Raw genomic sequence first — 24307 nt, 5'->3', positions numbered from 1 at the left:
AGAATACGTACGGAAAAAGTTCAGAAAAAGTACAAGATAAATTCCTAAAGAATCACTCTTAAATTACAACTTTCGTAAAAGTTTGTTTAAATGACATAAGAATCTAACAAAACCCTTGAAAGTACTTGTAAAGGTAAGCGCGAGCGTACTTCATATTCAGGAAAGAATGGCATTTCACAATTTTTTCCTAGAAGCTGTAATTTAATCGTTAATTCAGTACCAATTAACTCTGAAAAATCTCTCGCAAAAACATATATTTTATCGGCATCTTCAATTTTACCAATGTTTAACATATGAATTGTATCTAGCACTTCACGCTCGTTTTTGCGAATTGCTTCTTTAATTTGACTGTCTATATCATCCTTCTTTAAAATTTCGATGCTCCTTTATTGTATATTTAAATGAAGTATAGCCATTATAACCAAGCTTCTTCATTAAACGGACGATCGTAGCGGTTGAAACATTTGCTTCCTTACTCAATTTCACAATCGATAAAGTGGCTATTCTTTGCATATTTTGTTAAATATAAACCAGCAAATGCCGTTCCGAACCACTTAACGATTGGTATATATCCGGTGAGATATCAAGCAATTTTTCACTCATTTATAGCCCCTCTTTTTCTAAAATCTTATAACTTCATTATATTGGAATGAACGAAAGATTAGAAAAACATGGCTTGTCGCCAAGTCTTTAGCGAAAGCTGTAGTTTTTCTTATACTATAAACCCTAAAATTTTATACTTTCTTATAGTACGAAAAAAGAATTTTATTGCATTTTTGTTCACTGTTTAATAGAAGTATTGGAGATAGGACTTCTCGACTTTACTCACTTGTATGACCAAAAAATACGAATTTATTCTACATTTATAGAAAGAACGGGAAAGTAGCCATTTGAGGTAAAAAAGGGGGCATAAACGAAGAGAAACGCATGATAGACATTACCCTGTGTCTTGTGTCAGTCTCTTCGTTCAAATAGCGCATTGAAGTTCATTTTGGATAACTCTTTACTACTGTTGCAATTCCTTGACCAACACCAATACACATCGTGGCAAGTCCATAGGCAGCTCCCCCTTTTTTCATTTCATGAATCAATGTTGGAAGATTCTGACTCCACTTGTCCCTAAAGGATGACCATATGCAATCGAACCGCCATTCACATTTACTTTTTTGCTCTCTAAACCGGATTCATTTTGGCTAAAGAAGGAAAAGAAAATAAAAAGAATAGAGAAAGTAAAGAAGATAAAGAAATGAGAAAAAGAATGAAGAAAAGAAGGAGGAAACTAAAAGAATTATATGATGATGGTTATTTATACGACATCATTTCAGATTTAAACCAAGATGTTCAAGCAAAAGAATACGGTGAGAACCAAGATGAGGCTCAGGTTAATTCCAAAGCTGACGCTAACGCTGATGCTAACGCTGATGCTAACGCGGACGCCGATGCCGACGCGGATGCTGACGTTGATGTTGACACTGACGCTGACGCTGATGCGGACGCCGATGCCGATGCGGATGTTGATGCCGATGTTGATGCTGATGCCGACGTTGATGTTGATGCCGACACTGATTCAAATGCTGAGGCAAGTTCAGGTGGAAATACCTTTACAAACGGGAACAATACAGTCATCAATATAAACGATAATGTTAGTTCAGCAATCGCTATATCTCTATCCACACTTACGATGTTGCAGGCTTTACAAGGAGACAATAAGGACAATATAGAAAAAATGATTTCAGGTCTATCTAACACACTTGATGCATTATTACAAGGAGAAAATGGAAACCGTAAAGCGATTATTGATGCTATTAATTCCCTCAAAAAGGAATAAACAAAATTCGGGAGGAGATTGTATGTCAAAAACAAATGTCTCACGCTGTACCATCCCTAAGAAGAAAAATAATAACAACCTATATGTGAAAGTTAAAAACATGAACGAAAACAATAGTCGTAAATTCGATATAAATGTATACGACAGTGATTCACCAACAAAAGAATTATTACCCGTTTATGTAGATAAACAACTTACGCATACAGATACCTTGGAGCCTGGAGCAGAAAAAACTTATAGAATAGATGTGTCGAGTGTAGGGAAAAGAGTTGTTTTTGAGATTGCTCAAAAAATGGGCGGTTCAGGAATTAAGGTTTCCAGAAACAACAAAAGTAAATCGGTAAATATTCACATTAAATAAAAATCGGGGCTGACCGCAAAAAGGATACTTTTCGTATTCATTTGGGTTAGCTTCCTTTATCTTTATAATGCTTTAAGCTAAACTTACCTGTCTCTGTTTCGCTTTCTCTTTCATATAGCGGGCAAGCTCGACTGTTAATTCATAGCATAAAAAGGCGTAATTAAATAAATGCCGTTGAAATGTTCCATTGCTGTGTCAATAAGCTCTTTGGCGATTTTGATTCCTTCTTGAGCAGATTTCTCTCGGTCCTTTGCTGCTTTTGCCATTCTTTTTCGCACTTCATCTGTGAGGCGAATGCCAGGGACTTCATGGTGTAAAAATGCTGCATTTTCTGTCGGAGTAAGCGGCATGACGCCGATAAAAATCGGTGTTTTAAGATGTGCTGTCGATTTCTTAATAGCAACTATTTTTTCCGGCTCATAGACGAGTTGAGTAATAAAATAATCTGTACCATAATGAATCTTCTTTTTTAATCTTTTCACTGCTTTTTCCAGATTATGAACATTTGGATTAAAAGCACCAGCAACGTGAAAGGTAGTTCGCCGTTTTAATGATTTTGCGGAAAAAGATATTCCTTCGTTGAATTGTTTAATAAGTTCAAATGATGTAACATCTAAAAGTCATCTTTCAATTGGATATCAACCCTTATAAGGACTTAAAAAAGTTTACTTTACAAGAGTATTACCATGAAAAAACGAAAAAACTATCTGGTGGTACGAAGCGTAGAGTTTTAATTGCTATGTTATTACTACCAAAGTATAAAATTATTGTTTTAGATGAACCAGTTTCAGGATTGGACACATCGTGATGAAATTTGGAATATGATTCGTGATTATGCGGTTAATCATATTGTTATTGTTTCCGACCATTATTAAATCAAGCTTCACAATATAGTGATTACATTTATTTACTGAATCAGGGAAAGATGGTTTTACAGGAAAAAACGAATGAACTAATTCAAAACTTTAAATATTGTTATGTTATTAAAACGAGAAAGCAACATATGGAAGATGTAAAGGTTACAATCAAATCAAAGTGTGAAGAAATGGCGATAAACAACACTTTTATTTTTAAGTTTAGCTATTTTTGTTTACGGAGCATCTTTTTATATGAATGCGATGAATTAATGCTGTTCTTGATTATTTATATTCTGATTATATATATTTTTACCTATTGAACAAAGAGCCATGAATTAAGCTGTGAACAACCTTATAAACCAACTTATCGGAAATAAAGCTAATGTATAAACCGGTTTTTGCTTCGATGAAAGCGAAAAACCGGTTTATTATTACCTACTGTTGTAGAAGAGCTTCCTTCATTGATTCTTCTAGCGACACTGGCTTACCTGTCTGAACATGAATGTATACTAGTCTACCACGTCCAGTTAGTGCGATCTCCTGTTTGTCATCTAAAACCATGTAGTGAATATCTGCTGATGTATTTCCTACATGTTGAGCTTTTACATAAACATGAAGCGTTTGATCAAAATATAATTGTTTTAAATAGTTACATTGCAAATCAGAAACTACCGGGATAGCTTCCATTTCTCCTGAACTATTAAATAAGCCTAGTGACTTTAAATATTCGATTCGTGCTTGTTCAAAGTAGATAAATGAAGCAGTATTATTCATATGACCAAATAAATCTGTTTCTGAAAAACGCACCTTTATTGGAATGAAAAACGTAAATGTTGAACGCCATTTATCTAAATCCTCTATGTATGGAATTCTCATGAGTACCCACCCCTCTAATATTAGACTACTTTTGTTAACCTGAACATCTAATCATATTACTTACCCTTAAATAAACTGAACATTCAATCTTCATTATTCATATATTACTTATTGATAAACAACAAGTCTAAAGAACGCTAATTTCCCATCATATAATAAACTTGAAACATCAACTTACTTATTAAACTTTCATTATGTGTAAAACGGCCCCAGCCGCTTTTGGCAGGGGCCTTTTGTATAATGAGATTAAAGCGCGCTATCACTTCCGAAAAAGTTTTTAAACGCTTGGATATTTGTTGCCCGGTTCATGGCTGCAATGGAAGTAGTTAAAGGAATACCTTTAGGACATACTTGCACACAGTTTTGTGAATTACCGCAACCGTCTATACCGCCATCTTCCATTAGACCATTTAGCCGTTCGCTGGCATTCATGGCACCGGTTGGATGTGCGTTAAATAGACGAGCTTGCGATATAGCAGCCGGACCAATAAAATTAGACTTATCATTAACGTTTGGACAAGCTTCTAAACAAACCCCACACGTCATACATTTAGATAATTCATAAGCCCATTGACGTTTCTTTTCCGGCATACGTGGACCAGGCCCTAAATCATGTGTACCATCAATCGGAATCCAAGCTTTAACTTGTTTTAGCGCATCAAACATACGTTCACGGTCAACAATTAAATCCCGAACTACCGGAAATGTTGACATTGGCTCTAAGCGAATTGGTTGGTCCAGCTTATCTACAAGTGCCGCACATGACTGTCGAGCTACGCCATTGATGACCATGGAACAAGCACCACAAACTTCTTCTAAACAGTTCATATCCCATTGAACTGGTGTTGTTTTCTCCCCATTTGCATTAACTGGATTTTTACGAATTTCCATTAATGCAGAAATGACATTCATATTTGGTCGATATGGAATTTTAAATGTTTCTTGATAGGGGGCAGAATCTGAGCCGTCTTGTCGAGTAATGATAAACGTAACTGTTTTATTCTCAGCCATTCTTACTTACTCCCCCTTCACTTTTCTTCGTATAGTCACGCTTACGTGGCTTAATCAGAGAAACATCAACGTCCTCATAGGAAAATTTAGGTGAATTTGCTTCTAGATCAAATTCAGCGATAGTTGTTTTCAACCAGTCTTCGTCATTACGATCTGGAAACTCTGGTTTGTAATGAGCTCCACGACTTTCATCCCGATGATAAGCACCTAGTGTTATAACACGTGCTAACTGAAGCATATTCTTCAGTTGACGGGTAAACATTACTCCCTGGTTGCTCCAACGTGAAGTGTCATTAATATTAATATTTTCAAAACGCTCCAGTAATTCTTGGATTTTCTCATCGGTTTCTAATAGTTTTTTGTTTTCACGAACAACGGTTACATTATCTGTCATCCATTGACCAAGCTCGTTATGAATTTGATAAGCGTTTTCGTCGCCATCCTTCTTCATTAATTTTTCAAAGTTATCCTGTTCAACCTTCACATTTTCTTCGAATAAGCTGGATGACAGATCATCTACATGCTTATCTAAGCCTTCAATATACTTAATTGCACTTGGCCCGGCAACCGCCCCTCCATATATTGCAGATAATAAAGAATTAGCACCTAATCGGTTAGCGCCATGCATGGAATAGTCACATTCACCTGCTGCAAATATTCCTGGAACATTTGTCATCTGATTGATGTCTACCCATAGTCCACCCATGGAATAATGTACTGCAGGGAATATCTTCATCGGTACTTTTCGTGGATCTTCACCAACAAATTTTTCATAAATCTCAATAATTCCGCCAAGCTTAATATCAAGCTCTTCCGGATCCTTATGTGATAAATCAAGATAAACCATATTCTCTCCATTAATACCTAGCTTTTGGTTTACACAAACATCAAATATTTCACGTGTAGCAATATCACGTGGTACCAGGTTACCGTAAGCTGGGTATTTTTCTTCTAGAAAATACCATGGTTCTCCATCTTTATATGTCCATATTCTGCCGCCTTCTCCACGGGCAGACTCACTCATTAATCGTAACTTATCATCACCGGGTATCGCGGTAGGATGAATTTGAATAAACTCACCATTCGCATATTTTACACCTTGTTGATACAGTTTACTTGCTGCTGAACCAGTATTAATCATGGAGTTCGTAGATTTACCAAAAATTATCCCCGGTCCACCAGTAGCAAAAATAGTAGCGTCAGAAGGAAATGCCTTTATTTCATGTGTTTTTACATTTTGCGCAACAATTCCTCTTCCAACACCCTCTTCATCAATAATCGCCCGTACGAATTCCCAGTTTTCATATTTTGTAACAAGCCCTTCTACTTCATAACGACGAACTTGTTCATCAACTGCATAAAGTAATTGTTGCCCTGTAGTCGCTCCTGCATATGCTGTTCGGTGCATTTGGGTTCCACCAAAACGGCGGAAATCAAGTAACCCCTCCGGTGTACGGTTAAACATAACACCCATGCGATCAAACATGTGAATAATCCCAGGTGCTGCATCACACATCGCTTTTACCGGTTGCTGATTCGCTAAGAAGTCACCGCCATAAACAGTATCGTCAAAATGAAGCCAAGGAGAATCCCCTTCTCCTTTCGTATTGACTGCACCGTTAATTCCACCTTGAGCACATACTGAGTGAGAGCGCTTTACGGGAACAATAGAAAAAAGATCGACACTAACGCCTGCTTCTGCTGCTTTTATCGTTGCCATTAAGCCAGCTAAACCTCCGCCGACTACAGCAACTTTTCGATTACTCATCACTGTCACTCACTCCCTGTTCCTTTAAATTAAACACCGTATGCAAATGTGATTAATGTCCTCACACCGACATAGCTTAACGCTAAAAAGACGATCAATGTTGCGTATGTAACAACTTTTTGCGACTTTGGCGTTTGCGTAATCCCCCAAGTAACGCAGAAGCTCCATAGCCCATTTGCAAAATGAAAAATAGTAGATAAAACACCAACAATATAAAACCAAAACATGAACGGATTGGAAAGAATTCCTTCCATGAGACTATAGTCTGCACCCTCAGACCACAATTGTATTCTAGTCTCCCATACATGCCATACAATAAAGACAAACGTAATAATACCCGTTACGCGTTGTAATAAGAACATCCAATTACGGAAAAAACCATAATTTCTCGTATTGTTTCGTGCTACAAAAACAATATAAACTCCTAAAATAGCATGAAACAAGATAGGCAAGAAAATAACTACTATTTCTAAGAGTGTGCGAAATGGTAGATTATGCATAAAATCCGCTGCTTTGTTGAAGTTTTCTTCGCCATAAACAGCAAAATGATTCACCACTAAGTGTTGAATCAAAAATACCCCAATTGGAAGTACGCCTAACAACGAGTGAAGTCTTCTAGTTAGAAACTCACGATGTTCTGTCAATCTGTTCCCCCCCCTTTAGTTTGATCTGTAATAAGCATCAAAATGTTGTACATATTTAGTAGTCAACCCTACTCTTCTCAAAAAAGGAAAGTACAGCGAGTTGACATTTGTACAATTGCGACATGTTTATTGTACTTCTTACAGATGGAAGCGTCAAGAAAACGGTACCTATCGCGTTTATTTCTAAATTTAGGATAAAATTCCCATTAAGGAGTAGTTTTCAAATCATTTATACTGTATAAAAATCTTCGCTAATTGCATGATAAATAGGTGTAAAATAAAACATAACTTTTTTTCTATTAAATGCTCTATTTCAGCTATCTAGTTTTCATTTGGTTTATGAAAGTATGACAACGAATAAAGAAAAACGTAACGGATTCTTTTATGTTGGATGATTATATTAAGCGACAGTTGTTTTTAGGAGTGACTAAAAGTGTGGCAAAATCATACTCTTCAGATACGAGAGGCATCCTAGTACTCAATTTAAAAACATAGTTTAGCAGCTTTATTTATATATGGTAAACTAATATGTAGTAAATTAATTGTTTACTTGCACGTAAAGAAAGGATAAAATTTTGCGTAGAAGTTGCTTTGGCATTATAAAAAATATTAATGCTTGACATAGAAGTACAACTAGCAGGTCGTCACCTGCGTGGAGCTTGATGCTCGCCCATTTTTCTTTGCAAGAGTATGCTCAATGATAGATAATGTAAGATGAGTTTTTGCCTATCTGAATTGATTTTGAGAGAAACTAGAGAGGATGACATTCATGACTTATAAACAGGATACATCGATATCCGTTAAAGAATTAGAGAATTTACATACAGCAGGTGCTGGCTATGATATTTTACGTTATGTAAGCCTACCAGAGTTACTGGGAAAGGAATCTCATACTCTCTTATATTTTATGGGGAGAAAACTGGCAAGGAAGTTTCACAAAGAAACCACGGAGGATATTGTACATATCTTTGCACATTTAGGGTGGGGAAATCTTGAATTAGTGAAACTAAAAAAGAAAGAGATGACGTTTCAATTAATGGCTGATTCTGTTGTACAACGGTTGAAAGCGCCTTTCCCTGCGGATTTTCGTCTGGAGGCTGGATTCTTAGCTGAATCTTTACAGCAAATTCAAAAGAGGGAATGTGAATGCATAGAATCCATTCACTCACGAATTCATCAAGTGGAATTTAAAGTAATATTTTCCCAATAGATGCAGCTATATTTCCTACTAACTTATTTTCTTAATGAAATAGAAGAAGCAGTAGTTTACTAAATTGGATTAGAGAACTACTGCTTTTCTGATGGAGTTTGATTTAAATAAGTTTTGATACCCGTTGCTATGTTTTTTGGAATACCAAGTCGAGTAAAATCTTCCAAATCGGCTTGTTTGATCTCGTTGATCGTTTTAAAGTGGGTTAATAATAGCCTTCTTCGCTTCGGGCCGACACCCGGTATGTTATCCAATTCAGACTGAACAATATTTTTCCCACGTAATTGTCGGTGAAAAGATATAGCAAACCGGTGCACTTCATCCTGAATTCTCTGAACTAAATAGAATTCATTCGATTTACGATCTAAATCAACCACTTTAGGTGGAAAGCCATATAATAATTCACTTGTCCTATGCTTATCGTCTTTAGCTAGGCCACATAATGGAATATCAAGTCCTAATTCATTTTCCAAAACATCCAAGGCAGCACTCATCTGACCTTTACCTCCATCGACAATAATTAAGTCAGGTAAAGGAAGCTTATCTTGCAGTACTCTTGTATACCTTCGCCGAATTACTTCACGCATTGTTTCATAGTCATCGGGACCATCAACATTGCGAATCTTATATTTTCGGTATTCTTTTTTATCCGGCTTACCATCAATGAACACCACCATGGCAGAAACCGGGTCAGTCCCTTGAATATTCGAATTATCAAAAGCCTCGATTCGATGGGGTGTTTCAATATTTAATATTTCACCTAACTTCTCGACGGCAACAATTGTTCTTTCTTCATCCCTCTCGATGATAGAAAACTTTTCATGTAATGAAATCCGAGCATTTTCTTTTGCCAGTTCAACCAACTCTTTCTTCCTGCCTCGAAATGGAGTATGAACATCCACTTCTAATAAATCTTTTAATAAATCAACATTTATCCCAACCGGAACGAGAATTTGTTTTGGTTTTAGATGATTTTGATGCAAGTAAAATCTCCCAATGTAACTAATAAATGTTTCTTCAGCTTCATCGAAAAAAGGAAAGATAGAAACATCTCTTTCAATCAGCTTTCCTTGTCTAATGAAAAATACTTGAATGCACATCCAGCCCTTATCATAACTATACGCAAAAATATCGCGATCAGTGCGATCATTTAACGACACTTTTTGTTGTTCCATCACAGATTCTATATGCTGTATTTGATCTCGCAGTTCCTTTGCTCGTTCAAAATTTAATTCTTCACTTGCTTGATGCATTTTCTTTATTAATGCTTTTTTTATAGTTTTGTAGCCCCCCTGCAAGAAAGAAGTGACATTTTGTACAATCGCTGCATACTCTTCCTTCGTTGGCGGATGCTCACTGCAAGCATAACATTGTTTCATATGATAATAAAGACACGGTCTCCCCGGGGGATTATTACATTTTCTCAATGGATAAAGGCGATCTAGAAGTTTTTTCGTTTCTCTGGCAGCAATAACATTGGGATAAGGTCCAAAATATTTTCCTTTATCCTTTTTCACCCTTCTAGTAATTAATAATCTCGGATGCCGTTCAGATGTAATTTTTAAATATGGATATGATTTGTCATCTTTCAGCATGACATTATATTTAGGGTCATATTTTTTAATTAAATTCATTTCTAAAATAAGAGCCTCAATTTCAGAAGACGTTACAATATACTCAAAACTGGCAATTTCTTGTACTAAACGTTGTGTTTTACGATCATGGGCACCGGTAAAATAAGAGCGGACACGATTTTTTAGAATCTTCGACTTCCCTACATAGATTACTGTTTCATGTTTGTCTTTCATAATATAGCATCCAGGCTTAGCAGGAAGTACTGCTAGCTTATCTTTTATTTTCTGATTCATTACTTCCCCATTCCTTTAGCATGTACTTCGATTTTACACCTTTAGAAAATCCCTTGTTACAGAAGCAACAAGGGATTTTAAATCATACTTCTAGTATAGCATTTTTTTAAGCATGTTTGTTAATTAGATCAACTAGTGCTTCTTTTGGTTGAAAACCAATAACTTGATCAACTACTTGACCATCTTTAAATAATAACAGTGTTGGAATACTCATAACTCCAAACTTTCCAGCTGTTTCTTGATTTTCATCAACATCCAACTTCACAATTTGTACTTTATCTGACATTTCACCATCAATTTCTTCTAAAACAGGTGCAATCATTTTACAAGGTCCACACCAAGGTGCCCAAAAATCTACTAATACCAAACCTTCCGCTGTTTCTTTAGCAAAAGTTTGATCCGTTGCATTTATAATTGCCATTGATTAATTCCTCCTCTTAAAAGCTATCATGCTTATTGATGAGTATATCATCGTTTTCATATGCTTCCTAATATTTTGCTCTACTCTGTTTATAACATCCCACAAATAAAAAAATCAATTCATTAGCCTTTGTTCTTAGAAAAACTTGGCTTGTCGCCAAGTCTTTATGGTGAAAGCTATAGTTTTTCTTATACTATAAACCATAAAGTTTTATACTTTCGGTTTGTTTGTGTTAAAAAAAACTATCATCGCTACGTCAAAATATTTCGCTTTCCGCGGGCACGGCTTCAGCTTCCTCGGAAAAGCAAAGATCGCTTTCCTGCGGGATCTTCAGCTCGAGCTATTCCCGCAGGAGTCTACATATTTTGACTACGCTAAAAACTTGCGTATACATTAGAAAAGCTTGGCTTATCCCCAGGTCTTTAGCGAAAGCTGTAGTTTTTCTTATACTATAAAGCCTAAAGTTTTATACTTTCCTATAGTGTAAAAACAGACGGTATAAGCTTCGCAATGACGATTACAATCATATTTACACATAACATATAGAAAATGTTAGTATATCGAATTCTTTTCCCTACAATTTTGGATTTTCTTACAGAAAGTAATACGTTATCTAAACAGCCTTTTCTCGTTTAAATTAACTAAACTGCTACGGTAAGTTAAGTACCTCTATATTTCTGTTAGATATTGCCGGTTCTCTATACCAGTCTTACTTCCAGTTCGTGTTAAGACAATAAAGTGAAACTTCATTCAGTAGGAGTTTTCTTCCATCTCCTACTGAATGTTAGTTGAACGAATCGGGCATTTAGGTGCCGTTTTCTCCCACTTTCAGGTCTTGAAGTGGGAGTCTTACGGCACCTTACATGCGGGATAAAGGTATATGTAAATAAGGCTATCACTTCCATAATAATACCCTTATATGTTAGAAACTGAGAGGGAATGTCAACCCTCTCAATCATTTAAAACATGATGCTTTTTTTTACACCGTTACCTTTTTAAACTCTTCGATTAATAATGGAATTACTTCAAATAAATCTCCTACAATACCATAGTCGGCAATATTAAAAATCGTTGCCTCCGGATCTTTATTGATCGCTACAATAACTTTTGAGTTTGACATACCGGCAAGATGCTGAATAGCTCCAGATATACCTACTGCTATATATAAGTCAGGTGTGACCACTTTTCCAGTCTGACCAATTTGCAAAGAATAATCACAATATTCAGCGTCACATGCCCCACGAGATGCGCCGACAGCTCCGCCTAACACTTCTGCCAACTCATACAATGGTCTAAAACCATCCGCGCTTTTTACCCCTCTTCCACCAGCAACAATCACATTTGCTTCTGAAAGATCAACACCCTCGGAAGCTTTCCGCACTACATCCTTAATAATGGTACGGATATCGGTAATATCTACGCTTTTAGCTGTTACATCACCAGATCTTGATTCATCTTTTTCTAAAGCCGGTATATTATTTGGACGAATCGTAAAAAAGGTTAAACCTTCTGTAATAACCTTGCGTTCAAACGCTTTTCCTGAATAAATCGGCCGAATAAACTGAGGACTATCCTCATTAACTTCTATGTCAACTGCATCTGAGATTAAACCTGTTTCGAGCTTAGTAGCTAGTTTTGGTGTAAGGTCTTTACCAATTGCAGTGTGACCCATGACAATACCAGTCGGCGATTCTTCCTTAATAACTGCCATAACTGCTTGCCCATAGCCTTCGGAGGTATAATTTTTTAAATTTTCATGTGCTACCGTAATCACACGATCTGCACCGTAATGAACCATTTCCTCTCCTAAAGAACTAAGTTCACCGTCTCCACAAATAACTCCTACTATCTCAGCATCCGGACTAATCTTTTTGGCAGCTGCAACCGCTTCAAAAGATACATTCCGTAATGCTCCGTCTTTCATTTCCCCAATTACTAAATATTTATCGTTCACGTCGATTACTCCTCCCTGTCAAAAATATTACAGTACCTTTGCTTCATTTTTTAATAAAGAAACAAGTTCTTGCACCTGTTGTTGTGGATCCCCCTCAAGCATTTTACCCGCTTCTTTTTCAGGCGGTAAAAAGACGTCAACCGTTTTTGTCTTTGCTTCCACATCATCTTCATCTAAATCAAGGTCATCTATTTCCAATTCCTCTAATGGTTTCTTTTTTGCTTTCATAATTCCAGGTAATGAAGGATAGCGTGGCTCATTTAAGCCTTGTTGACACGTTACTAAAAGTGGAAGTGAGGTTTCTACAATCTCCACATCCCCTTCTACATCCTTTTCAATCGTCACTGTTGTTTCTCCTGCAATCTTTAAATTTGTAATCGTTGTCACATAAGGGATACTTAAAGCCTCTGCAAGCCGAGGTCCTACCTGTCCACTTGCTTCATCAATTGCTACATTTCCAGCAAGAATTAAATCCACTTCCTTATCAGCAAAGAAAGCTTCCAAAATCTTAGCAGTTGTATATTGATCCCCTTCCGCTACATCGTCTTCCGTGTTGATAAGTACTGCTTTATCTGCCCCCATTGCTAAAGCAGTGCGCAATTGCTTTTCGGAATCTTCATCACCAACTGTGACAACGGTAACCTCCCCTCCATGTTCATCACGCTGCTTAATAGCTTCTTCAACAGCATATTCATCATACGGATTAATAATGAATTCTGCACCGTCATCTTCAATATGACCCTGGGATATATTTATTTTTTCTTCTGTATCAAACGTCTTTTTTAGTAATACATAAATATCCATCATTGTTCCTCCTTAAGTTTACTTATCCTGGAAGTTTGGTTTACGTTTTTCTATAAATGCTTGGACGCCTTCCTTCGCATCATCTGAACCAAATATTTGCCCAAAGGCCTCTCTTTCCTTCGCTACTCCCTTTATAAACTGACTCGTCTTTGCATAAGGAATCAGTTGCATTACCTGATTAATCGTCAATTTACTTTTTTCTACAATTTTCTGTGCTAAGCGTTTAGCTTCCTCCTCTAACTCCCCCTCTTCAACTACTTTATTAGCTAAACCATAAGTATATGCTTTCTCTCCACTAATTGGCTCACCTGTCAAGATCATTTCATACGCTTTTGCTGAGCCAACATAATGTGGCAGCCGCTGTGTTCCCGCAAAACCAGGGATAATTCCTAACGTAATTTCAGGTAATCCTAATTTTGCTGTTGCTGTTACAATTCGCATGTGACAAGCCATTGCCAGCTCCAATCCCCCGCCTAACGCAGCCCCGTGAATTGCAGCAATAATAGGAATAGAAAATTGCTCAATGCGATCGAACAACTCTTGTCCTCGCTTCGCTAACGTTTCATAGTCAGAAGCCTGCTGAAGGGAGGTAAACTCTTTAATATCTGCTCCTGCAGAAAAAAACCTTCCTTCCCCTTTTAAAACAATCGCCTTTATACTAGAATCTGCCTCCATCTCGTCTAGTTTTTTTGCCAAGTCATTTAATAGAGTACTAGATAGAGCATTGGCCGGTGGGCTTTGAATCGTTAAATAAGCTATCGACTCTTCTCGTTTCAAGGCTAAGGTTGACATGATTTCATCCTCCTCTTGTTAATTTTTCTCTGAAGTAATTCCCTCGGTTAATAAGGTGTGAACTTCTAGAGCCTGCTGTACTAAATTATACTTGCGCTCCTTCATCACCCAATTTGTAACCGTTTCATCTAGTGTACCAAAAATCATCTGTCGTACAAGGGGAATATTCAATTTATTGCGAAAAATTTTTTCTTCTATCCCTTCTTGAATGATGGAATCAATTACAGTTAAATACGGTTTTAACACTTTATTGATCTGAATGCGTAAGGCAGGGTTAGATTGTCTTAGCTCCAATTGGGTAACAACTGCCAAATGCGGATCTTCACTAAGCTGCTGAAAATGCATTTGAATTAGCACATAAAGCTTGTCATTTGCATTATCCTTCTTCTTAATTTCATCACTGATGTGATTGATAAATTGCCCCATTTTTTCTTCAAAAACAGAAATTAAGATATCTTCCTTATTTTTAAAATAAAGATAGATCGTACCATCCGCTACACCAGCTTTTTTTGCTATTTTTGATACTTGTGATGCATGATAGCCATTTTCTGCGATAACTTGTACAGCTGCTTCGATAATTTGATTGTATTTAGGCTTATTTTTTTTCATCGTTCTCTCCTATATCCTCAATAATGAATGATCGTTCATTCATTATTTTATCTTCTTTTAATTATTCTGTCAATATATACCTTGTATCATTATAGCAAAAAAGAGAGCTTAATTGGTATTCACTTTATCGTTCAACTTCTCTTTTTCTTCTTCGACTAATTTTCTGCGTAAAATTTTTCCGACAGCCGTTTTTGGTAATTCATCACGGAATTCATAAATACGTGGTACTTTATACGCAGCTAAATGTTTACGACAATATGTGTTCAAATCGGACTCTGTTACGGAATGACCATCTTTTAGCACAATATAAGCTTTTACCGTCTCCCCACGATATGGATCAGGAACACCGGCAACTACTGCCTCTTGAACAGCCTTATGCTCATATAACACTTCTTCTACTTCACGTGGGTAGATATTATATCCACCAGCAATAATCATATCCTTTTTACGATCAACCACATAAAAGTAGCCGTCTTCTGTCTGATAACCAAGATCGCCTGTCAATAACCAGCCATCTCGTAATACTTGCTCGGTTTCTTCAGGATTATTCCAATAACCTTTCATGACTTGCGGTCCTTTGACAGCAATTTCTCCAACTTCACCAATCGGCACTTCTTCCATTGTCTCCGCCTGAACAATTTTAGCATCCGTATCCGGCCACGGTACTCCAATACTTCCATTTCTTCGTTCGTGCCATACAAAATTAGCATGGGTTACTGGCGAAGTTTCTGTTAAACCGTAGCCTTCTACTAATTTCCCCCCTGTGACCTTTTCAAATTGTTCTTGAACCTCAACTGGAAGCGGAGCAGAACCGCTAATACAAGCCTCGATCGAGGATAGGTCATAATTAGCTAATTTAGGATGGTTTAATAATGCGACATAAATAGTCGGAGCGCCCGGAAACAATGTGGGTTTCAGCTTATCTATCGTCTTTAAAACCTCTGTTGCATCAAATTTTGGGAGTAAGATCATCATGGCGCCAATCATAATTGAGTTATTCATAACAGCTGTCATGCCGTAAACATGGAAAAATGGTAAAACTCCGAGTATAGTTTCCTCTCCACGTTTTGTTTTATAAATCCAAGCATCGCACATTTGTACATTGGAAACTAAATTATAATGTGTGAGCATCACACCTTTTGGATTCCCTGTCGTTCCACCAGTATATTGAAGTAAAGCTAGATCTTCTTTCGGATCAATCGCTACTTTTTCATAAGCTGCTTGAGCGGTATCCATGATATAGTCCCATACATGGGTGGTTTCTTCTTGTTCTACTTTTACAACCATATTGTACTGTTTCTTTTGAATATATGGGTAAATAAGGTTTTTTGGAAATGGTAAATAGTCCTTTATACTTGCTACAATGATGTGCTGGAGATCGGTATTATTTTTTATATTTGTAACTCTCGGTAATAAAATATCTAAACATACGATGAACGCAGTACCGGAATCATTCAGCTGATATTCTAGCTCTCTTTCTTTATAAAGCGGATTCGTTTGGATAACGATACCACCCGCCATTAGTGCACCATAATAAGCGATAACAGCCTGCGGGCAATTAGGAAGCATAATCGCAATGCGGTCTCCTTTTTCCATGCCTATCTGCTGTAAATAATTTGCCATCTTCGTCGCTTGTATATAGATTTCACCGTAGGTTAACTCTTTGCCCATAAAATGAAGCGCTTTCTTTTTTGGGAACTTTTCAGCGCTTTCTAATAAAAATGCGTGAAGTGGCTTTTCGTCATAAGCGATTGACGTCTTTATCTCTGGTGGATAATGCTTGTGCCAACTTCTTTTACCTTCCATATTTTTTCCTCCCTTTTTGGTATAGTTATTACCATTATACCGATTAATCACTATTTTTGAAATATTATATAACTTTTTTTAGAAAAACTTGGCTTGTCGCCAAGTCTTTATGGCGAAAGCTATCGTTTTTCTTATACTATCAACCATAAAGTTTTATACTTTCCTACAGTGTTAAAAAAACTTGGCAAAACATATAAGTTTAAAAGGACGATAAGATGAATTAATAATTTCCAGAAACCAATCGGGCATTTAGGTGCCGTTTTCTCTCACTTAGACCCTTTTGTAGCAACTCTGGTCTTGAAGTGAGAGTCTTACGGCACCTTACATGCGGGATAAAAGAAACTTCACCACAACTCTTATCTGACTTTTAAACATCATCTGCCAAGTTTTTAAGATAAATTTATCATCTACCAAATAAGCCAAGCTACACCTACTACAAAGAAGATAATAGCAACAACCGTTAAGATCTTTGCCAGTCGTTCTAAAACCACTAAATCTCCTCCCCTATAAAATGCTCGCACCAATGACGAAAGCTAAACCAATAGAAATAATCATGGAAATAAAACCAACCGCCTTATTTCCATTTCCAATTTCTTCATCGACTTTAATAACCGGAGTTAAAAACTCAAAAATGAAATACCCAATAAGCAATAATATAAAACCAAAGACCCCCCAGCCAATACTTTGCAATAAGGTATCATTATGTTCAATGGAAAAACGAAAAATAATCGCGATACCGAAAATTTTTCCTCCTGTTGCCATTGCGACAGCAAAATTACCTTTTTTAATTTCCTCCCAATTCCGATATGATGTAACAATTTCTAAAATAGCAAGAAACACCAACGTACATAGAATGACTACACTATATCTAGCTGTTGTTTCAACAACTATATTTTCCCAAAAACTCGCTCCTATTACCATTACATTCACCTCTTAGCTATATCTATTTCAAGCGAATGACAGTTACACCACTGCCGCCTTCTCCAGATTCTCCCGGTCGTGAATCTGCAATTCTTGGGTGCTGCTTTACATATTCCTGCACTCCTTTTCGTAAGGCGCCTGTACCTTTACCATGGATAATAGAAACACGAGAGTAACCAGCTAGTAGTACATCATCAATATATTTTTCTAACTTTAATAATGCATCTTCTACTCGCTCTCCACGTAAATCAATCTCTGTTTTCACGTGATAGTTTGCACCTTTAATCGTTGTAATTGGCTGGTGATACGCTTCTTGTTGTTTTCCTATATACTGTAAATCTTTACGGTTTACTTTTACTTTCATAATTCCAACTTGTACCAAATACTCTTTATCATTAATCTTCTCAAGCACAGACCCTTGCTGATTGGCTGTTAATAACTTAACTTCATCCCCAGGGTGAAGCTCTTGTTGTCGCTGTTTTTTATCACGTTGATTTCCTGTTTGTTGGGTAGTCAGCTTAGGTTCGGCAGCATCAAGCATTTTTTTCGCTTCAATCCATTCATGTTCCTTCCATTTTGCGTCGGTTTTCATGTTACGAAGCTCTTCTACGATTATCTCTGCTTCTTCTCGAGCTTTTTCAATCGCTTTAGCCGCTTTTTCTTCTGCTCTTTTATATAGTAACTCTCGTTTATTTTCCCATTGATCCCATGCCGCTTGTAAATCGCGATGGATGTTTTCTGTCGCTACTAAAAGCTCATGTGCTTTTTTATACTCTTTTTCTGCATCGATTTGCGATTTTTCCAAAGAAGCGATCATATTTTCTACACTTTTTGAATCAATTCCTATATACGATTTAGCTTGCTCGATTAATCGGTCGGGTAAACCTAATCGTTTCGAAATTTCAAAGGCATTACTTCGTCCGGGAACACCTAACAATAGCCGATAAGTTGGCCTTAAGGTTTGTACATCAAATTCTACGGAAGCATTCACCACTTGCTTTCGGTTATACCCATATGCTTTTAATTCAGGATAATGCGTTGTCGCAATGACACGGGCTTGACGATGAATGACCTCATCTAGAATTGCCATCGCAAGCGCGGCTCCTTCTTGCGGATCAGTCCCAGCACCTAACTCATCAAACAATACGAGCGTCTCTTCATCTATATGCTTTAAAATTTCTACAATGGTGGTCATATGTGAGGAAAACGTACTTAAATTTTGTTCAATGGATTGCTCATCTCCGATATCTGCATAGACATGTTTAAAGACAGCTAATTCACATCCGTCTTGTGCGGGTACTTGCAAGCCGGCTTGTGCCATCAGCGTACAAAGTCCCACCATCTTTAGTGTAACGGTTTTCCCACCTGTATTTGGACCAGTAATCACAATTGCTGTAAAATCTTTACCAATCTCAATATCATTTGCCACAACCTGATTTTGATCAATCAATGGATGACGCGCCTGTTTCATATTGATTATTCCGTTATTATTTATCTTTGGCATGGATGCTTTCATCGACTGACCCAGTTTTGCACGTGCAAACATAACATCTAGCTTGGCCAGAACTAGTACATTCTGTTCTAAATGCATTTCTTCATTGGCGATTTGTGCACTCAGGTCTCTTAATATCCGGTTCATTTCCTGTTTTTCTTTTGCTGTTGCTTCTTGGAGTTGGTTATTTAAATCTACAACTGCTTTTGGCTCCATAAATAATGTTTGCCCAGAAGCTGATTGGTCATGAACAATCCCGCCAATGGTACCTCGATATTCTTGTTTTACAGGAAGAACATAACGATCATTACGGATCGTAATAATTGCATCGGATAGTTTATTTGCTTGTGTCTTAATAAAACTGTCTAACCTGTCTCTTACTCTGCTTTCAAGCGTCCGAATGGAGGAGCGAATTCCACGTAATTTCTCGGAAGCACTATCCATAATATGACCATGATCATCAATACAACTATTAATTTGCTGTTCTAATTCCCGTAATGGAGCGATCTGCTCCACTAAAGAACGGATTATTGGTAAATCCTCCTCTAAATTCTCAATAAATGCTTTTGCTCTTCTCCCACCGTAAATCGTACTGGAAACATCCATACATTCTGTCGTTGAAAGTACACCGCCAATGGCAGCTCGTTTTATACCAGCACGAATATCAACAATTCCGCCTAAGGGTAGTGTTTTATTCAAACGTTGAACGTGTACCGCTTCATCTGTTTCCTTTTGTAGCTGTCTAACTTTCTCTATATTTATCGATGGCTTAACCTGTTTGGTTAACTCTTTACCGATTGTTGTTTCCGCATAGCTTGTCAAACGCTCAATAATTTTATCAAACTCAAGCACGCGAAGAATACGTTCGTTCATGTAAATGACTCCTTTAAATACTTTCCTTCATTCTGTTATTTATTACGATTAAAATAATCTTTTAATGCTTGCACAGACCACGTATTCATAACCGTTTCTTTTTTTATCCAGCCTTTTCTAGCAATGCCAATACCATACTTCATATGTTCTAACATCTGATAATTATGAGCATCTGTATTAATAGCTAATGTAACACCTGCAGCTTGTGCTTTCTTCGCCCATTCATACGATAAGTCCAACCGATTTGGATTTGCATTGATTTCCAAAGCTGTATTCGTTGCTTTTGCTTTTTCAATAAGTTTATCTACGTTAATTTGATAACCAGGGCGTCTGCCAATTAACCTTCCTGTTGGATGAGCAATCAACGAAACATAAGGATTTTCTAATGCTGTTTCTAACCGATACATAATTTGCTCTTCGGTTTGATTAAAACTGGAATGAATCGAAGCAATGACAAAGTCAAGCTCCTTAAGAAATGCATCCGAAAAGTCGAGCTTTCCATCAGGAAGTATATCCATCTCTACTCCTGTAAAAATATGAATATCTGGATATTTTTTATTTAAATTAGCAATTTCTTCACATTGTTTCCGCAGTCTGGTTTCATTAAGTCCATTCGCTACTCTTAAAAACTTAGAATGATCCGTAATGGCGATAAAATCATATGACTTGTTTCTTGCCTGCACAACCATTTCCTCTAATGATTGCGCGCCATCACTCCATGTGGTATGCATATGTAAATCGCCTTTTATATCTTGGAACTCAACTAGTCGATAAGGTTCTTTAAATATTTCTGTTTCTCCTGTGTTTTCTCTTACTTCAGGTGGAATGTAATGTAAGTCAAAATGGTTAAAGAATTCCTCTTCCGTCATAAAGGTGATTACCTCACCCGTCTCTTCGTTTTCAACACCATACTCATTAATCTTTTCTCCTTGTGCTTTTGCTAATTGACGCATCGCTACATTATGTTCTTTAGAGCCAGTAAAGTGATGTAAGGTTGTCGCAAACTCTTCCTTCCTCACAATACGAAAGTCTACATTGATATCGTAAACATCTTCAATAACGATGGATACCTTTGTTTCGCCTTTAGCAATAACCTCTTTACTATTTTCTATTGATAATAGCGCATCGCATACAGCTTCTGGTTCATCTGTAGTAATAATAAAGTCAAGATCTTTTATCGTTTCTTGCATTCTTCGCAAGCTTCCTGCTCGAGAAAAACGATCAATCTCTTTTATTTTTTTTAAATAGCTCTCAAGTCTTTCAGCGATTGGTAGCATCATAGCAATAGGTAAACGTGCGGGACGCTTTCCTGCTTCCTTCAAAGCAGCTAAGATGTTTTCCACTGTTTTTTTCCCAAACCCCGGAAGTTCCTCAACCTTTCCTTGCTGACAAGCATGCTTTAAGGTTTCAGCATCTGTTACTCCAAGCTCTTGGTAAAGTTTTGCTAATTTCTTCCCACCTAATCCAGGGAGCTCTAATAATGGAATTAGGCTATTTGGTACTTGTTTTTCAAGTTCTGATAACGTTTGTGATTCCCCTGTTTGTATATATTCTTGAATAACAGCATTGGTTCCTTTTCCTATTCCTTTTATTTTCGTAAAATCATATATATCATCAAGAGAACGATCATCCCTTTCTAATGCTTGTGCAGCTTTACGGTAAGCGCTGATCTTAAATGGATTTTCTCCTTGTAATTCAAGATATATTGCTATTTTCTCCATTAACCGAATGACATCCTTTTTATTAATCCCCATATACTCTCACCCTATTTATATATCATTGATAAAGTTTTACTCAACTACATCATACCTATAGTATATCAATAAATCTTATCATCACCTGTTAACAAACCTCCTGCGTTATTTTACAAGTCTTTAAGTTTTTATCCCGCATATAAGGTACCGTAAAACTCCTACTAAATGAAGTTTCACTTTATACGGTTGAGCCGCTTACTTACTTTGTCCTTAGAAAAACTTGGCTTATCGCCAAGTCCTTAGCGAAAGCGGTAGTTTTTCTTATACTATAAACCATAAAATTTTATACTTTCCTATAGTGTAAAAAAGACTGATCCGATTCAGTTAATAATTGTATGCTACATACAATACACCTGATAATACGAATCAGCCTTTTGTTCAAATTTGTAAATTTTGGAATACATCTGCCATATTTGTTAGCCAAAGCTCTTTCATTTTTTCCGATAAAAAAGGTGTATGTTCAATGATGAATAAAGCAACGGTTGAATCATTAACCCATGATTGGACTTGCGCAACCGGAATTAATACGGCAATGTAAAGCACGATAAAAAGCAGCAAATATATTTCAAGAAAGCCCAATACAGCTCCAAGCAGCTTATTAATGGAGTTTAAAACAGGCAAAGACGCTACAAAGTCAAGCATGGATGCAATAATTTGCAATACAATTTTAACAGCTAAAAAAATGAGGAAAAACGCAATCGCATTATAGAAACCCTTCTCCAGCGGCAAGTTTTGTAAAAAATCAGCCCACTTCCCACTTCCTCCCAAATCTGGATAAGGAATCCACAATGACAGCTTTGGCCCCAGCTCATCGTAGTAGAGTGCTGCAACTATAAATGCAGCAATAAAACCGATAAGATGGAATAATTGCAAGATAAATCCTCTTTTTAGTCCTCTTAAAAAACCAAACAACAATATAAGTAATAATAATATACTAATCATAGACGGTGTTCCTCTTTCTAGTTAGTCTTTCTCTTTCCTCTTCATGGAACCCAATAAAGAGGCATAGTCTTCTTTTAACTTCAAATAATCATTCATTGTATTTATAGCAGTTAAAACAGCTAACCTCGTTGTATCTAATTGCCGATTTGCTTCCTGAATTTCAGTCATTTTCTGATCGACTAAACTGGCTACTAATTTAATATGACTTTTTGGTTCTGTGCCGATAATCGTATAGGCTCGATTGTGTATTTCTACAGTTGTACGTGTTTTTTCATCCTGGGTCACGTGTTAATCCTCCCCAAATAAGAAAAATTGTTCACCTTATCTTAACATGAAGTGGGCCATTTAGGAAACTATCCATTACCGTTATTAATGATTACCCATTTTTTGTTAGGTATTTGCTCTACTGACTGATTTACTATAGTATAAAGGAATGTGACGGTTTGTAAACAACGAATTTATTCAATAGGGCAAAAGTTAATTGTGATCGTGAAATTGAACGGTAAAGATTGGAGAGAAATAGGATGTCTCAGCTTGTTTATGAATTTTCTGCAAATAAGATACAGCAGATGAAAGAATATTATACTTCTTTATCTTTGACTCCACCACCAGGAGCAATATTCCGGGCAAAGACGAAAGATGCAGTCATTACTGCCTACAAATCGGGAAAAGTGTTATTCCAGGGCAGTTCACCTGAGAAGGAAGCAGCAAATTGGCTTGATGAAGCGCTAGCAGTGGAATCAAAAGCTAAAACAATAAAGCAAAAACCAAATCATTCCTACGTTCCAAGCCCTGACCTATTCAACAAAAACCATATTGGAACCGATGAAGCCGGTACAGGTGATTATTTCGGCCCTATTACGGTAGCTGGTGTGTACATTACAGAAACAAATATTGTTCAATTGAAATCGGAGGGTGTGACAGATTCAAAAGCATTAACTGATAAAAAAATTCGTGAATTGGCAAATACCATTATAACAAGGAAAATTCCTTATGCTTCAGCCATTCTGCATAATGAAAAATACAATGTATTGCAAAAGCAAGGGTGGTCACAAGGAAAAATGAAAGCAATGCTTCATCACCACGTGATACATCAGTTATTAAATAAAATTGGCGACGCACCTAATCAAGGTATCATTATTGATCAATTTTGTGAACCGGCTGTTTATCAAAAATATTTAATGTCTGAAAAACAAACGTTGGCTCCCTCAACCTTTTTTTTAACAAAAGCTGAAAGTTATTCAACAGCCGTTGCAGCAGCATCTATTTTAGCTCGTGCAAGTTTTTTAAACCAAATGGATAAACTTTCTAAACAATTAGGATTAGAACTGCCAAAAGGTGCTGCTCCAAAAGTAGACCGTATCATTGCAAAAATTATAAAAGCACATGGTGCAGACATATTGGATTCTTATGCCAAGGTTCATTTTAATAATACGAAAAAAGCTTACGCATATTTGTAAATACAGTAATAACTTAGTTAAGCGGCTTGCTAATAGACCATACTTTATATTTCCTT

24 protein-coding genes and 1 pseudogene are annotated in these 24307 nt (G+C 36.7%); 5 read left to right on the top strand and 20 right to left on the bottom strand.

From position 1 onward, the window contains the following. Positions 1-86: 86 nt before the first annotated feature. The 3 genes and pseudogenes from KQI21_RS17020 to KQI21_RS01985 all read right to left on the bottom strand — a co-directional run. Positions 87-311 (bottom strand): phosphoheptose isomerase family protein, encoded by a 225-nt coding sequence (locus tag KQI21_RS17020; RefSeq protein ID WP_253291242.1) that lies wholly within the window; start codon positions 309-311, stop codon positions 87-89. A 46-nt stretch (positions 312-357) separates the two neighbouring features. Further along, positions 358-513 carry a MurR/RpiR family transcriptional regulator gene (locus KQI21_RS17015; RefSeq protein ID WP_253291241.1) on the bottom strand — a complete coding sequence of 52 codons (156 nt, stop codon included), beginning with the start codon at positions 511-513 and terminating at the stop codon, positions 358-360. A gap of 473 nt (positions 514-986) precedes the next feature. Further along, a pseudogene (locus KQI21_RS01985) lies at positions 987-1177 on the bottom strand (3-oxoadipyl-CoA thiolase); the annotation flags it as partial. Between the two features lie 12 nt (positions 1178-1189). Here KQI21_RS01985 and KQI21_RS01980 point away from each other — a divergent pair. Then, positions 1190-1828: a hypothetical protein gene (locus KQI21_RS01980; protein ID WP_216482335.1), complete on the top strand. Its 639-nt coding sequence runs from the start codon at positions 1190-1192 to the stop codon at positions 1826-1828. A gap of 22 nt (positions 1829-1850) precedes the next feature. Continuing rightward, positions 1851-2189, top strand: a complete 339-nt coding sequence (locus tag KQI21_RS01975) for a hypothetical protein (RefSeq protein WP_216482334.1) — start codon at positions 1851-1853, stop codon at positions 2187-2189. A gap of 134 nt (positions 2190-2323) precedes the next feature. On the opposite strand, the gene KQI21_RS01970 is transcribed toward KQI21_RS01975, so the two are convergent. Then, the gene (locus KQI21_RS01970; protein ID WP_216482333.1) at positions 2324-2671 is read right to left on the bottom strand and encodes a methylenetetrahydrofolate reductase; all 348 of its coding nucleotides are present in this window, start codon (positions 2669-2671) and stop codon (positions 2324-2326) included. A gap of 149 nt (positions 2672-2820) precedes the next feature. On the opposite strand from KQI21_RS01970, the gene KQI21_RS15940 reads away from it, so the two are divergent. Then, positions 2821-2997, top strand: coding sequence for an ATP-binding cassette domain-containing protein (locus KQI21_RS15940; RefSeq protein WP_253291240.1), 177 nt, complete (start codon positions 2821-2823; stop codon positions 2995-2997). A 484-nt stretch (positions 2998-3481) separates the two neighbouring features. Here KQI21_RS15940 and KQI21_RS01960 read toward each other — a convergent pair whose 3' ends face one another. From KQI21_RS01960 to KQI21_RS01945, 4 genes are all read right to left on the bottom strand, one after another. Then, complete coding sequence (locus tag KQI21_RS01960) at positions 3482-3922, bottom strand: acyl-CoA thioesterase (protein ID WP_216482332.1); 441 nt, start codon at positions 3920-3922, stop codon at positions 3482-3484. A gap of 246 nt (positions 3923-4168) precedes the next feature. Further along, positions 4169-4933: a succinate dehydrogenase iron-sulfur subunit gene (gene sdhB, locus KQI21_RS01955; protein WP_216482331.1), complete on the bottom strand. Its 765-nt coding sequence runs from the start codon at positions 4931-4933 to the stop codon at positions 4169-4171. Beyond that, the gene (gene sdhA, locus KQI21_RS01950; RefSeq protein ID WP_216482330.1) at positions 4926-6701 is read right to left on the bottom strand and encodes a succinate dehydrogenase flavoprotein subunit; all 1776 of its coding nucleotides are present in this window, start codon (positions 6699-6701) and stop codon (positions 4926-4928) included. The genes sdhB and sdhA overlap by 8 nt, the downstream gene beginning before the upstream one ends. Positions 6702-6730: 29 nt before the next feature. After that, positions 6731-7345 (bottom strand): succinate dehydrogenase cytochrome b558 subunit, encoded by a 615-nt coding sequence (locus KQI21_RS01945; protein WP_216482329.1) that lies wholly within the window; start codon positions 7343-7345, stop codon positions 6731-6733. 769 nt (positions 7346-8114) lie between these two features. Between KQI21_RS01945 and KQI21_RS01940 the strand changes: the two genes are divergently transcribed. Next, positions 8115-8555: a DUF2507 domain-containing protein gene (locus KQI21_RS01940; protein ID WP_216482328.1), complete on the top strand. Its 441-nt coding sequence runs from the start codon at positions 8115-8117 to the stop codon at positions 8553-8555. A 77-nt stretch (positions 8556-8632) separates the two neighbouring features. On the opposite strand, the gene uvrC is transcribed toward KQI21_RS01940, so the two are convergent. The 12 genes from uvrC to zapA form a co-directional block, all read right to left on the bottom strand. Beyond that, positions 8633-10423: an excinuclease ABC subunit UvrC gene (uvrC, locus tag KQI21_RS01935; RefSeq protein ID WP_216482327.1), complete on the bottom strand. Its 1791-nt coding sequence runs from the start codon at positions 10421-10423 to the stop codon at positions 8633-8635. Positions 10424-10529: 106 nt separating this feature from the next. After that, entirely contained in the window at positions 10530-10844 is a 315-nt protein-coding gene (gene trxA, locus KQI21_RS01930; protein WP_077321297.1) for a thioredoxin, read from the bottom strand. Positions 10845-11823: 979 nt separating this feature from the next. Then, positions 11824-12798: an electron transfer flavoprotein subunit alpha/FixB family protein gene (locus KQI21_RS01925; RefSeq protein WP_216482326.1), complete on the bottom strand. Its 975-nt coding sequence runs from the start codon at positions 12796-12798 to the stop codon at positions 11824-11826. Between the two features lie 27 nt (positions 12799-12825). Then, positions 12826-13602, bottom strand: coding sequence for an electron transfer flavoprotein subunit beta/FixA family protein (locus KQI21_RS01920; protein WP_216482325.1), 777 nt, complete (start codon positions 13600-13602; stop codon positions 12826-12828). An 18-nt stretch (positions 13603-13620) separates the two neighbouring features. After that, a complete protein-coding gene (locus KQI21_RS01915; RefSeq protein ID WP_216482324.1) occupies positions 13621-14394 on the bottom strand; it encodes an enoyl-CoA hydratase in 774 nt (257 codons plus the stop codon). Positions 14395-14412: 18 nt separating this feature from the next. Continuing rightward, positions 14413-15003 carry a fatty acid metabolism transcriptional regulator FadR gene (gene fadR / locus KQI21_RS01910; RefSeq protein ID WP_216482323.1) on the bottom strand — a complete coding sequence of 197 codons (591 nt, stop codon included), beginning with the start codon at positions 15001-15003 and terminating at the stop codon, positions 14413-14415. 108 nt (positions 15004-15111) lie between these two features. Then, complete coding sequence (locus tag KQI21_RS01905) at positions 15112-16809, bottom strand: long-chain-fatty-acid--CoA ligase (RefSeq protein ID WP_216482322.1); 1698 nt, start codon at positions 16807-16809, stop codon at positions 15112-15114. 504 nt (positions 16810-17313) lie between these two features. Next, positions 17314-17730, bottom strand: a complete 417-nt coding sequence (locus KQI21_RS01900; protein ID WP_216482321.1) for a DUF350 domain-containing protein — start codon at positions 17728-17730, stop codon at positions 17314-17316. Between the two features lie 22 nt (positions 17731-17752). Next, a complete protein-coding gene (locus KQI21_RS01895; RefSeq protein WP_216482320.1) occupies positions 17753-20095 on the bottom strand; it encodes an endonuclease MutS2 in 2343 nt (780 codons plus the stop codon). Between the two features lie 35 nt (positions 20096-20130). Continuing rightward, on the bottom strand, positions 20131-21849 hold the full coding sequence (gene polX / locus KQI21_RS01890) for a DNA polymerase/3'-5' exonuclease PolX (protein ID WP_216482319.1): 1719 nt from the start codon (positions 21847-21849) through the stop codon (positions 20131-20133). A gap of 378 nt (positions 21850-22227) precedes the next feature. After that, positions 22228-22791, bottom strand: a complete 564-nt coding sequence (locus KQI21_RS01885) for a CvpA family protein (protein ID WP_216482318.1) — start codon at positions 22789-22791, stop codon at positions 22228-22230. 21 nt (positions 22792-22812) lie between these two features. After that, entirely contained in the window at positions 22813-23076 is a 264-nt protein-coding gene (zapA, locus tag KQI21_RS01880; protein WP_216482317.1) for a cell division protein ZapA, read from the bottom strand. Positions 23077-23315: 239 nt separating this feature from the next. On the opposite strand from zapA, the gene rnhC reads away from it, so the two are divergent. After that, on the top strand, positions 23316-24251 hold the full coding sequence (rnhC, locus tag KQI21_RS01875; RefSeq protein ID WP_216482316.1) for a ribonuclease HIII: 936 nt from the start codon (positions 23316-23318) through the stop codon (positions 24249-24251). The last annotated feature ends 56 nt before the right edge of the window (positions 24252-24307 follow it).

Origin of the sequence: Virgibacillus proomii (genome assembly GCF_018916875.1) — a bacterium.
In the GTDB taxonomy this organism is placed as follows: domain Bacteria; phylum Bacillota; class Bacilli; order Bacillales; family Amphibacillaceae; genus Virgibacillus; species Virgibacillus proomii_B.
Note: the sequence above shows the minus strand (reverse complement) of the source record. Positions and strands in the feature narration are given on the sequence as shown.

Excerpts from the sequence above, each read along its gene's own strand:
- KQI21_RS01960 (WP_216482332.1), bottom strand. The coding sequence starts at position 3,922 with ATGAGAATTCCATACATAGAGGATTTAGATAAATGGCGTTCAACATTT.
- KQI21_RS01900 (WP_216482321.1), bottom strand. The coding sequence starts at position 17,730 with ATGGTAATAGGAGCGAGTTTTTGGGAAAATATAGTTGTTGAAACAACA.
- KQI21_RS01920 (WP_216482325.1), bottom strand. The coding sequence starts at position 13,602 with ATGGATATTTATGTATTACTAAAAAAGACGTTTGATACAGAAGAAAAA.
- KQI21_RS01940 (WP_216482328.1), top strand. The coding sequence starts at position 8,115 with ATGACTTATAAACAGGATACATCGATATCCGTTAAAGAATTAGAGAAT.
- KQI21_RS01915 (WP_216482324.1), bottom strand. The coding sequence starts at position 14,394 with ATGTCAACCTTAGCCTTGAAACGAGAAGAGTCGATAGCTTATTTAACG.
- trxA (WP_077321297.1), bottom strand. The coding sequence starts at position 10,844 with ATGGCAATTATAAATGCAACGGATCAAACTTTTGCTAAAGAAACAGCG.
- polX (WP_216482319.1), bottom strand. The coding sequence starts at position 21,849 with ATGGGGATTAATAAAAAGGATGTCATTCGGTTAATGGAGAAAATAGCA.
- KQI21_RS01895 (WP_216482320.1), bottom strand. The coding sequence starts at position 20,095 with ATGAACGAACGTATTCTTCGCGTGCTTGAGTTTGATAAAATTATTGAG.
- rnhC (WP_216482316.1), top strand. The coding sequence starts at position 23,316 with ATGTCTCAGCTTGTTTATGAATTTTCTGCAAATAAGATACAGCAGATG.
- KQI21_RS17015 (WP_253291241.1), bottom strand. The coding sequence starts at position 513 with ATGCAAAGAATAGCCACTTTATCGATTGTGAAATTGAGTAAGGAAGCA.
- sdhB (WP_216482331.1), bottom strand. The coding sequence starts at position 4,933 with ATGGCTGAGAATAAAACAGTTACGTTTATCATTACTCGACAAGACGGC.
- KQI21_RS01885 (WP_216482318.1), bottom strand. The coding sequence starts at position 22,791 with ATGATTAGTATATTATTATTACTTATATTGTTGTTTGGTTTTTTAAGA.
- fadR (WP_216482323.1), bottom strand. The coding sequence starts at position 15,003 with ATGAAAAAAAATAAGCCTAAATACAATCAAATTATCGAAGCAGCTGTA.
- KQI21_RS01905 (WP_216482322.1), bottom strand. The coding sequence starts at position 16,809 with ATGGAAGGTAAAAGAAGTTGGCACAAGCATTATCCACCAGAGATAAAG.
- uvrC (WP_216482327.1), bottom strand. The coding sequence starts at position 10,423 with ATGAATCAGAAAATAAAAGATAAGCTAGCAGTACTTCCTGCTAAGCCT.
- KQI21_RS01975 (WP_216482334.1), top strand. The coding sequence starts at position 1,851 with ATGTCAAAAACAAATGTCTCACGCTGTACCATCCCTAAGAAGAAAAAT.
- sdhA (WP_216482330.1), bottom strand. The coding sequence starts at position 6,701 with ATGAGTAATCGAAAAGTTGCTGTAGTCGGCGGAGGTTTAGCTGGCTTA.